The 9,884-nt window shown below is 58.4% G+C and carries 7 protein-coding genes; 3 read left to right on the top strand and 4 right to left on the bottom strand.

The annotated features are described in order from the left end of the window. Positions 1-176: 176 nt before the first annotated feature. From ilvN to DWA01_RS17145, 4 genes are all read right to left on the bottom strand, one after another. Positions 177-740: an acetolactate synthase small subunit gene (ilvN, locus tag DWA01_RS17160; RefSeq protein ID WP_114287035.1), complete on the bottom strand. Its 564-nt coding sequence runs from the start codon at positions 738-740 to the stop codon at positions 177-179. 13 nt (positions 741-753) lie between these two features. Continuing rightward, a complete protein-coding gene (locus tag DWA01_RS17155) occupies positions 754-2,511 on the bottom strand; it encodes an acetolactate synthase 3 large subunit (RefSeq protein ID WP_114287034.1) in 1,758 nt (585 codons plus the stop codon). Positions 2,512-2,858: 347 nt separating this feature from the next. After that, the gene (locus DWA01_RS17150; protein ID WP_114287033.1) at positions 2,859-3,500 is read right to left on the bottom strand and encodes a response regulator transcription factor; all 642 of its coding nucleotides are present in this window, start codon (positions 3,498-3,500) and stop codon (positions 2,859-2,861) included. Continuing rightward, the gene (locus DWA01_RS17145) at positions 3,497-4,915 is read right to left on the bottom strand and encodes a cache domain-containing protein (protein WP_114287032.1); all 1,419 of its coding nucleotides are present in this window, start codon (positions 4,913-4,915) and stop codon (positions 3,497-3,499) included. Before DWA01_RS17145 ends, DWA01_RS17150 begins: the two co-directional genes overlap by 4 nt. Before the next feature lie 241 nt (positions 4,916-5,156). Here DWA01_RS17145 and DWA01_RS17140 point away from each other — a divergent pair, with 241 nt between their 5' ends. From DWA01_RS17140 to DWA01_RS17130, 3 genes are all read left to right on the top strand, one after another. Then, on the top strand, positions 5,157-6,242 hold the full coding sequence (locus DWA01_RS17140; protein ID WP_114287031.1) for a TRAP transporter substrate-binding protein: 1,086 nt from the start codon (positions 5,157-5,159) through the stop codon (positions 6,240-6,242). 112 nt (positions 6,243-6,354) lie between these two features. Next, positions 6,355-7,242 carry a TRAP transporter small permease subunit gene (locus tag DWA01_RS17135; RefSeq protein ID WP_114287030.1) on the top strand — a complete coding sequence of 296 codons (888 nt, stop codon included), beginning with the start codon at positions 6,355-6,357 and terminating at the stop codon, positions 7,240-7,242. A gap of 18 nt (positions 7,243-7,260) precedes the next feature. Further along, complete coding sequence (locus DWA01_RS17130; protein WP_114287029.1) at positions 7,261-9,612, top strand: TRAP transporter large permease; 2,352 nt, start codon at positions 7,261-7,263, stop codon at positions 9,610-9,612. The last annotated feature ends 272 nt before the right edge of the window (positions 9,613-9,884 follow it).

Raw genomic sequence — 9,884 nt, 5'->3', positions numbered from 1 at the left:
TATCTTGCCAAGGTGAATATTCCCTGAAGCCACTCAATTATGCGTGTGGCTGCAGCAAGGGGCGCGCTGTTGCCGTGGCAGGGTCGGAGCAGGCGTGGTGATCTGAGTTGATGCGGAATGAAAAAGAGGCGCCAGGTGTTTCAACCCGGCGCCTTGGTTTTAATACGGAATTTGCTTCATGCGCCGCCGCGACCGAGGGCCGCGACGCCTGTGCGTGCCATTTCATCGAGACCCAGCGGCCGCATGAGATCGGCAAACGCATCGATTTTTTCCGGTTTGCCAGTAATTTCGAAAGTGAAGCTTTCCAGCGTGCTGTCCACCACTGCGGCGCGGAAAATATCGGCCAGGCGCAGCGCTTCGACTCGTTTGTCGCCGGTGCCGGAGACTTTGAACAGGCCAAGCTCGCGTTCCACAGAGGGGCCTTCGGCCGTCAGGTCATGTACTTCATGAACCGGGATGATGCGGCTCAGTTGTTTGTTGATCTGCTCAATGATCGCCGGGGTGCCGCTGGTCACCACTGTGATGCGCGACAGGTGGCATTCATGGTCAATCTCGGAGACCGTCAGGCTTTCGATATTATAACCGCGGCCGGAAAACAGGCCGATAACCCGGGCCAGAACGCCGGCTTCATTGTCCACGATAACCGCCAGGGTGTGGCGTTCGATGGTCTCGGCGTTGGGGTCGCGGAGATCATAAGCAGAATGGCTGGACGAGCCTTTTTTGATACGCAATGCAGACATGTCAGAACCTTTCTTACACCAGAACCGCGCCGTCGGTCTTGATCGCATCCTTAGTGGAGGCGTCGCCGAGCAGCATTTCATTATGCGGTTTACCCGAGGGAATCATCGGGAAGCAGTTTTCGTGTTTTTCAACCAGGCAGTCAAACAGCACCGGCCCGTCATGGTTGAGCATTTCCATGATCGCGTCGTCAAGATCCGCCGGATCTGAGACCAGAATGCCCTTGGCACCAAAGGCTTCGGCCAGTTTGACAAAATCGGGCAGGGCTTCGGACCAGGACTGGCTGTAGCGCTCTCCATGCAGCAATTGCTGCCACTGGCGCACCATGCCCAGACGTTCATTGTTGAGGATGAACTGTTTCACCGGCAGGCGGTACTGCATTGCGGTGCCAAGTTCCTGCATATTCATCAGCCAGGAGGCTTCGCCAGCCACATTGATCACCAGGCTGTCGGGATGCGCCATCTGCACGCCGATAGAAGCCGGGAAGCCGTAACCCATGGTGCCAAGGCCACCGGAGGTCATCCAACGGTTGGGAGATTCAAAACCAAGATACTGGGCTGCCCACATCTGATGCTGGCCCACTTCTGTGGTGATATAGCGGTCCATGTCTTTGGTCAGCGCTTCAAGCCGCTGCAGCGCGTATTGTGGCCGGATCACGCCGTTTTCATTGGCTTTGACCTTGAGGCAGTCAATGGCGCGCCATTCCTCTATCTGCGCCTGCCATTTGGGCAGGGCGTCAGTGCGGGTCTTGCGGCCACGGGACTTCCAGATCTTCAGCACGTCTTCCAGCACATGACCCACGTCGCCGATCACCGGCAGATCGACGCGGATGACCTTGTTGAGCGAACTGGGGTCGATGTCGATGTGCACTTTTTTCGAATTGGGCGAAAAGTCCTGCAGGCGGCCAGTGATGCGGTCGTCAAAGCGGGCGCCGATGTTGATCATCAGGTCGCAGTCGTGCATCGCCATATTGGCTTCATAGAGACCGTGCATGCCCAGCATGCCGAGCCAGTTTTTGCCCGAAGCCGGATAGGCGCCCAGACCCATCAGGGTCGAGGTGACCGGGAAACCGGTGGCGTCCACCAGTTCGCGCAGCAATTGCGAAGCGGCAGGGCCCGAGTTGATCACACCACCGCCGGTGTAGAACACCGGGCGTTCAGCCTGTTCGATCAGATCCACCAGCGCGTTGATTTCACTCAGATCCGCCTTGAGGCGCGGCTGATAGCGGCTGGTGCGGGCCTGATTGTCCGGGGTGTATGCGCCGGTGGCGAACTGCACGTCTTTCGGGATGTCGACCAGCACCGGGCCGGGCCGGCCGTTGGTCGCAATGTGGAACGCCTGGTGCAATGTTTCCGCCAGCTTGTCGGTGTCTTTGACCAGCCAGTTGTGTTTGGTACAGGGGCGGGTGATGCCGATGGTGTCGGCTTCCTGAAACCCGTCGGTGCCGATCATAAATGTTGGCACCTGGCCGGTCAGAACCACGATCGGGATACTGTCCAGCAACGCGTCCGTCAGGCCGGTGACCGCATTGGTGGCACCAGGGCCGGAGGTGACCAGCGCCACACCGGGTTTGCCGGTGGAGCGGGCATAACCTTCGGCGGCGTGAACGGCGCCCTGTTCGTGACGCACCAGCACGTGACGGATGCCGTTCTGCTGAAAGATTGCGTCATAAATCGGCAGCACTGCGCCGCCGGGATATCCGAATACCGTGTCCACACCCTGATCTGTCAGGGCCTGAACTACCATCTCCGCGCCGGTCATTTGACGTGTCATTTCACTCTCCGTCTCACACGTTACAGGTCATAAAAAAGCCCCCGTTTCACCGGGGGCGCATGGGAACCAATATGGTCAACCGTCACCGGCCCATGCGCATCTTTCCAATTAGTACGACAGTCTGTGCCATCTCTTGGGGGCTCCTTTGCTTGCAGGCGACATTATGGGCGGGCTGCGGGGGCGTCAACAGCGAAAGCGTATGTTTTCGAACTGGAAAGCGCAAAAATCTTTGCGAAAGTTGCGCAATCCGCCGGTGTTTGTGAAATTTTCGCAAAAATCAGCCGCTGAATCGCTGCTGCAGGACCAGTGTGACCGTATCTGCCGGGCCCCGGGCGCGGACTGGGGTGTCAGATGTTGACGCCGGTGCCTTGCAGCACCCCGTGGTCGAGCGCATAGCGGGTTAGCCCGGCGGTGGACGAAATGCCCAGTTTGCGTTTGATGTTTTTGCGGTGGGTTTCCACCGTGCGCACCGAGATATCGAGCGCGTGGGCGACGTCTTTGTTGGATTTGCCCTGCGCCAGTTCCAGCAGGATGGTCTGCTCGCGGCCGGTGAGCGCCTCGCGCCCGTCTTTGGTCTTTGGTGCCAGCGAGGCTTTGGCGCCGGTGCACAGATAGGTGGCGCCGGTCATCACCGCATCAATCGCAGTTTTGATTTCTTCGGTCGGCACGTCTTTGAGCAGATACCCTTGCGCGCCATGGCTGAGCGCGGTGGAGATATATTCCGGGCTGTCATGCATCGACAGGATCAGAATCCGGGTTTCAGGGCGGCGTTCCAGCAGAATTTCGGTGGTGGAGAGCCCGCCGATGCCCGGCATGTTGAGGTCCAGCAGCACCACGTCGGGCGCAACCTCGCATACACAGTCAATCGCCTCCTGGCCGGAGGAGACCGTGGCCACCACCTGCAGGTCGTCCCAGGTTTCCAGCAGTGCTTCGATGCCTTCGGCGACCATTGGGTGGTCATCGACGATCATTACACGGGTCTGGGTCATGGCAAACTCCTTGGGGCTGTCACGCTTTCGGGTGGCAGGATATGGGTCAGCGGCACCTGCGCCTCTATAGTCGTTCCGCTGGAGGAACTTGATATTGTCAGGTGGCCGTCAAGCTGGTCGCAGCGTTCTTGCATATTGCGCAGGCCAATACCAGGAGAGTTGCGCACCGAGGGGATACCCGTGCCATTGTCCGAGATGCGCAGCGTGGCGCCGGACTTGTGCCCGAACAGATGCACTGCGATTTTGGACGCGTCGGCGTGGCGTTCGATATTGGTCAGCGCTTCCTGGGCAATGCGGTAGAGCGCGATGCGGCTGTCCTGATCAAGCCGGTTGCGGAACACCACGGTTTCCAGATCAACCAAGATGCCGGTGCGGCTCTGGAATTCTTCGGTCAGCGCATGCAGCGCCGGGCCGAGGCCGAGGTCATCCAGCACCCCGGGGCGCAGATCGCGGCTGATGCGGCGCACTTCCTGGATCGCGCTGGAGAGCCGTTCGGCGCCGGTGTTCAGATTGTCTTCGGCGCGTGGGTCACCTTTGGCGATGCGGCGCCGGGTCAGATCCAGCGCGTAGCGCACGCCGATGAGGATCTGGGAGATACTGTCATGCAATTCGCGCGCGACCCGGCCGCGTTCTTCTTCCTGAGTGTCGAAAATCCGCTGGGTCAGCGCTTTCAGCTTGGCATCGGCCAGCCGGCGTTCGCGGATGTTGATCACCAGGCCGCTGCCAAACACCATCAGCAGGGCGGCGAGGGTGATCAGGCCGATCGAGCGGAAGGTGCGGGTATTGCGTTCCTCTACATTGGCGCGCGCCGCCGCCACAGATTGCAGCACGTCATCGATAAACACTCCGGTGACAATGGCCCATTTCCAATCCTGCAACCCGAGGGCATAGGCCATCATCTGCCCGTCGCGCCCGGTGGTGGGGCGGGGCCAGAGGAAACTGTGATAGCCGGCGCCAAAGCGGGCTTTTTCGATCAGCGGTGCCACCACCGGCGTGCCCATAATATCGGTCATCCCGGCCCAGTTTTTTTCGATCAGCGCGGTGTTGCGCGGAGCCACCAGATTGTTGCCGTCATAGTCAAACACCATGAAATAGCCCTCCTGACCATAGAGCATGGAGGAGAGAATCTGGGTGACCCGTGTCTTGGCCTCTTCATCGTCCGGTAAAGCATTGCCATAGACGGCAGAAATCGCGGTGCGGGCGAGGGACATATAGTTGGTCAGCTCGGCGCGTTTGGCGGCGATAAGCTGCTTTTCCAGGTCGGCAATTTCGCGTTCCGCCAGCGCCCGGGACTGATTGGCCACCAGCAGCGCAATCGCCGTCACCGCCAGCACCAGCGGAATGGTGGCAAGGGCAAACAGCTTCTGGCCATAGCTGGGGCGCAGGCGGTCAATCAGGTTGCGGATCAGGTGCATGAGGGTTCGGATATCGCCGTTGTGGTTCGCTCCGCAGGATGGTGGTTTGTCTGCCGAAGGTCAATTGCCACGGCGTCTACCGATTTTATCGCGTAAAAACAGCAGATTGAGAATAAACTACCGCGACTACGTAGTATCCGGTATTTATTTGGGTGCCCGGTCTGGCTAACGTCTTCGAACGTGAACAGATCCGTCCGCCCTCTGATTTGGGGGCGACGACAAAATTCTTTGGGAGGAAACTATGGATCGTCGTTCTTTTTTGACTAAAACTGCTCTTGGTGGCGCTGCAGCTGCTGGTGCATCTGCTCTGGCCGCTCCGGCCTACGCACAGGGCAAACGTACCCTGACGATGGTCACAACCTGGGGCCGTGGCCTTGCAGGTGTGCATGATGCGGCACAGCGCGTTGCTGATTCGATCACTGCAATGACCGATGGCGAATTGACCATTGAGCTGAAAGCAGCCGGCGAGCTTGTTGGCGCGTTCGAAGTCTTTGATGCTGTGACCGCTGGTCAGGCTGATATGTACCACGCTGCAGACTATTATTTCGTGGGTCAGCACCCGGCCTATGCGTTCTTTACCTCGGTTCCGTTTGGTATGACCGCACAGGAACTGATGAACTGGTATCACCACGCCGGCGGCATGCAGCTGCATGATGAGCTGGGCGAAATCTTTGGTCTGAAATCCTTCCTGGCTGGTAACACCGGCGCACAGGCGGGCGGTTGGTTCAACAAAGAAATCACCAGCCCCGATGACTTCAAAGGTCTGAAATTCCGTATGCCTGGCCTCGGTGGTAAAGCACTTGGCAAACTGGGCGCATCGGTTCAGAACCTTCCGGGCGGCGAAGTGTACCAGGCGCTGGCGTCTGGCGCGATTGACGGCACCGAGTGGATCGGCCCATGGGCTGATGAAAAAGCCGGTTTCCAGGAAATCACCAAAATCTATTACACCGCTGGTTTCCACGAGCCGGGTGCTGGTCTGTCGCTGGCCACTAACCGTGATGTGTTCGACAGCTTGTCGCCTGCACACCAGAAGGTTATCGAGATCGCTTCTGCTGAGACTCACCAGTGGAATCTGGCACAGTTCCTGGCCAACAACGGTACCGCGCTGCAGCGTCTGGCGTCTTCCGGTGTTAAAGTGCTGGAATTCCCTGACTCGGTCTGGGATGCTATGGGCGACGCTTCTGCGGAAGTTCATGCAGAGAACCTGGGTGACGAGTTCTATGCGAAAGTGTTTGACAGCTATTCCACTTCGATGGTTTCGTCTTCGGACTGGATCACCAAGTCGGAAAGTGCTTATCGCGCACAGCGTGACCGCGTTCTGGGCTAAGCCACTGTATTGCTAAGTAAAAGGACGCCCTGATCGTGTATCGGGGCGTCCTGATATCTAAGTCCTCGCGCCGGGCCAACGGCGTGACGGGAACTATAAGGGGGTGCGCGGAATGGATGGAATTCTGTGGTTCTTTCAGAACATAGCACTGGCATTTTACAACTTCGGATATGCGCTTCTCAACCCGGGCCTCTGGCTCGACTGGGCTGATAAGCAAAGCCTGATCCGGTTCATCTACTATGGCGGATCGTCAGAGTTTTTCTTTGTGGTACTCACCGCATTCTTTGTGCTGACTGCCGTCTGCATGTTCCGTCATTCGCTGATGTGGCGCATGGTGCGGATCTTTGAAGGCATTGCCAACGGTGTCGGCCGGGTGGCGGCCTGGGCCGGTCTGCTGATGGTGCTGCAACAGATCATCATCGTTCTGGTGCAGCGCATTTTCGCCCAGGCGGAGCTGACCTTTGGGTTTGGTTCTGCGGTGACGTTTGACGTCTCCTGGTGGGCGGAAGAGCTGAAGTTCTACAATGCCCTCATTGTTGCGCTTGCCGCGACATACACGTTTGTGCAGCGCGGTCACGTGCGGGTGGATCTGGTCTATTCGGCGGTCAGCTTCCGCAAACAGCGCATCATCGACATGTTCGGCTCGCTGTTCTTCATGATGCCAGTGGCGGTGCTGACCTGGATGTACGGCTGGTTCTTCCTGTGGCGTAATCTGATCACGCCAAAAGTGTCGGCCAACCAGACGCTGGAACTGATGCTGAAAAAGGCACGGATCGTGAAATGGAACGTGGAGACCATCGGCTTCAGCCCGAACGGTTTTAACGGCTACTTCCTGTTCAAAATCCTCATCGTGACTTTCTGCGCCATGGTCTTTCTGCAGGCGATTGCATTCTTCTTCCGCTCCTACCTGGAGTTCCGGGAAGGCGAAGGGTCAGATGGTAAGTACCTGGACAAAGATACTCTGGGTGCGGGCGAAGAAGCCTACGAAGGCACCCATTAACTAAGGCGGGACAAACACATGTTATTCGGACTTGATGGTGTTGAGGTCAGCCTTATCATCGTATTCCTTTGCCTCTTCGGAGGTATTCTGTCCGGCTTCCCGGTGGCGTTTGCCATCGGTGGCGCCGGGATTATTTCCTTCGGGATCATTGCGGCGCTGGACAGTTCCGGCATCCTGACTCATCTGGCGGTTGACGAGAGCAGCGCCGCATTCAAGGAGCTGGCAGAGGCCGGCATCCGAGAATCCTCCATAACCAAATTCCGCTATCCGGACCTGCCCACGGTGGTTGAACCGCTGCTGCAAGGTGGCTGGGAAACGGCGATGACGCGGAACCTGTCGTTCATCGTCAACCGGATGAACGAACGTGTGTTTGCCGGTGCATCGATCGAAACGCTGCTGGCGGTTCTGATGTTCGTGATGATGGGTATCACGCTGGAACGTTCCAAAATCGCCAATGATCTGCTGACCACAATGGCGCGGGTCTTCGGGCCGCTTCCGGGTGGTCTTGCGGTATCAGTTGTGGTTGTGGGGGCCTTCCTCGCCGCCTCGACCGGGATTGTGGGTGCCACCGTGGTGACCATGGGGCTGCTGTCGCTGCCTACGATGTTGCGCAACAACTATTCGCCAGAGCTGGCGACCGGGGTGATTGCAGCTTCGGGCACGCTGGGGCAGATCATTCCGCCCTCGATTGTGATCGTTCTGCTTGGAACGCTGGCCGGTGATCTCTATGCCGCCGCCCAGGAGGCACGTGCACTGGAGGCCGGCTGTACCGATGCGCTGACTTTCCTTGGGGAATCTGCAGTTGTCTCGGTCGGCACTCTGTTTCAGGCGGCGATCCTGCCGGGCATCATGCTGGCTTTCCTCTATGCCGCCTATGCATTCGGTTATGCGATGCTGAACCCGCACAAAGCACCCGCGGTGACCTTTGCAGACAAGACCGGTGAAGTGATCACCCGTCGTGAAGGTCTGTTGTGGTTCCTCGCGGTGCCGGTGGGTCTGATTTTCGGCGCCATTATGCTGGGCCAGATCAATATCATCGGCAACCAGTCCACCGTGGTTTCCAGCTATTCGGACGCCTCTGAATCAGCGGTTCTGCGCACCAATGTCAGTGATCAGTGTAAAGCCTCGATCATTTCTCTGCATGGTCAGGAAAAATGGGATCTCGCTGTTACCCAGCAGGCAGAAATTGACGCAGATGGAGGCGCCACAGCTTCTGTGCGACTGAGTGACGAAGAGATCGACGCCAGCCGAGCGGCAAAAGTTGCTGCGGCCGCGCCGCTGGGCAAAGGTATCGCCATTGGGTTCCTGATGATGGGTCTGATCCTGACCACAGCGCGTGGTGTGTCTCCCTCTGCGGATATGCGTCCCCTGCTGATTGGTGGCGCTGGCGTTGTGCTTGGTCTGCTGACCGATGCGCTGCTGATCTCGCCGCTGACCTCACCCGGGATCTCGTTCCTGTTGCTGATCCCGTCGCTGGTTCTGACACTTTACGGTGCCAAAATCGGCGCGGCCCGGCTGGGCAAAAACGAGCTGATCCGGGTGGTGTTCCCACCGCTGGTGCTGATCGTTGCTGTTCTGGGTTCGATCCTGGGTGGTATCACCAATCCAACGCCGGCTGCGGCGCTTGGGGCCGGTGGTGCGATTATGCTGGCGGCGTTCCGCAAGCTGCAGGAAGAGGGCGGCACCGGCAAACCAATCCTGGTGGCAACCTTCTCGGTGCTGCTGCTGATCCTGGTCGGGGTGAACTTTGACCTGCGCGTCAGCCGGAGCAATGTGCCGGTGGAAGACTGGATCGCCTACTTTGTGGCTCAGGGCGCCTACTATGTGGCCGTGGGTGGTATCCTCTATGCCTGCTGGGTGCTGTTCCGCACCAAGGTTCTGGGTGTTGTGGTGCGCGAAACCGCCAAGGTGACCTCGATGGTCTTCACCATTCTGATCGGCTCTCAGCTGCTCAATCTTGTGGTGATTTCCTTTGGTGGCGAAGAGTACATCCAGCAGTTTCTGCGCAGCTTTGACAACGAAACCAAAGTGTTCCTGATCGTGATGCTGGTGCTGTTCTTCATGGGGTTTGTGCTTGATTTCCTTGAAATCATTTACATCGTCGTGCCGATCGTCGGGCCGGTGATCTATGGCGGCACGATGGATCCGAAATGGGTCACCATCATGATTGCGGTGAACCTGCAGACCTCGTTCCTGACACCGCCGTTTGGCTTTGCGCTGTTCTATCTGCGCGGGGTGGCGCCCTCGAGCGTGACCACAGGCCATATCTACCGCGGGATCGTGCCTTTTGTGCTGATCCAGGTGGCCGGGCTGGCGCTGTTGTGGTGGGTGCCTCAGGTGGTTACGATCATCCCGAACCTGCTTAAATAAAGCGTCTGCGGCCTGCGGGCCGCAGCAGCTGAAACCACAAAGGGGCGCAGGAAACTGTGCCCCTTTTGCATGGCAGTGCCAGGACCGGGGCATATAAAAATCAGCCCCGGGGCTGGTTGGCTTCAGAGTCGATTGACACGCGGCATGATAACAGTCGGTGTCGGTGTCGGTGTCGGTGTCGGTGTCGGTGTCGGTGTCGGTGTCGGTGTCGGTGTCGGTGTCGGTGTCGGTGTCGGTGTCGGCGTCGGTCTCGGTGTCGGAGTCTGTGTCAG

The organism is Candidatus Halocynthiibacter alkanivorans (assembly GCF_003333265.1).
Lineage (GTDB): Bacteria > Pseudomonadota > Alphaproteobacteria > Rhodobacterales > Rhodobacteraceae > Halocyntiibacter_A > Halocyntiibacter_A alkanivorans.
The sequence above is the reverse complement of the archived record's forward strand: the minus strand, read 5'-3'. Positions and strand labels throughout refer to the sequence as shown.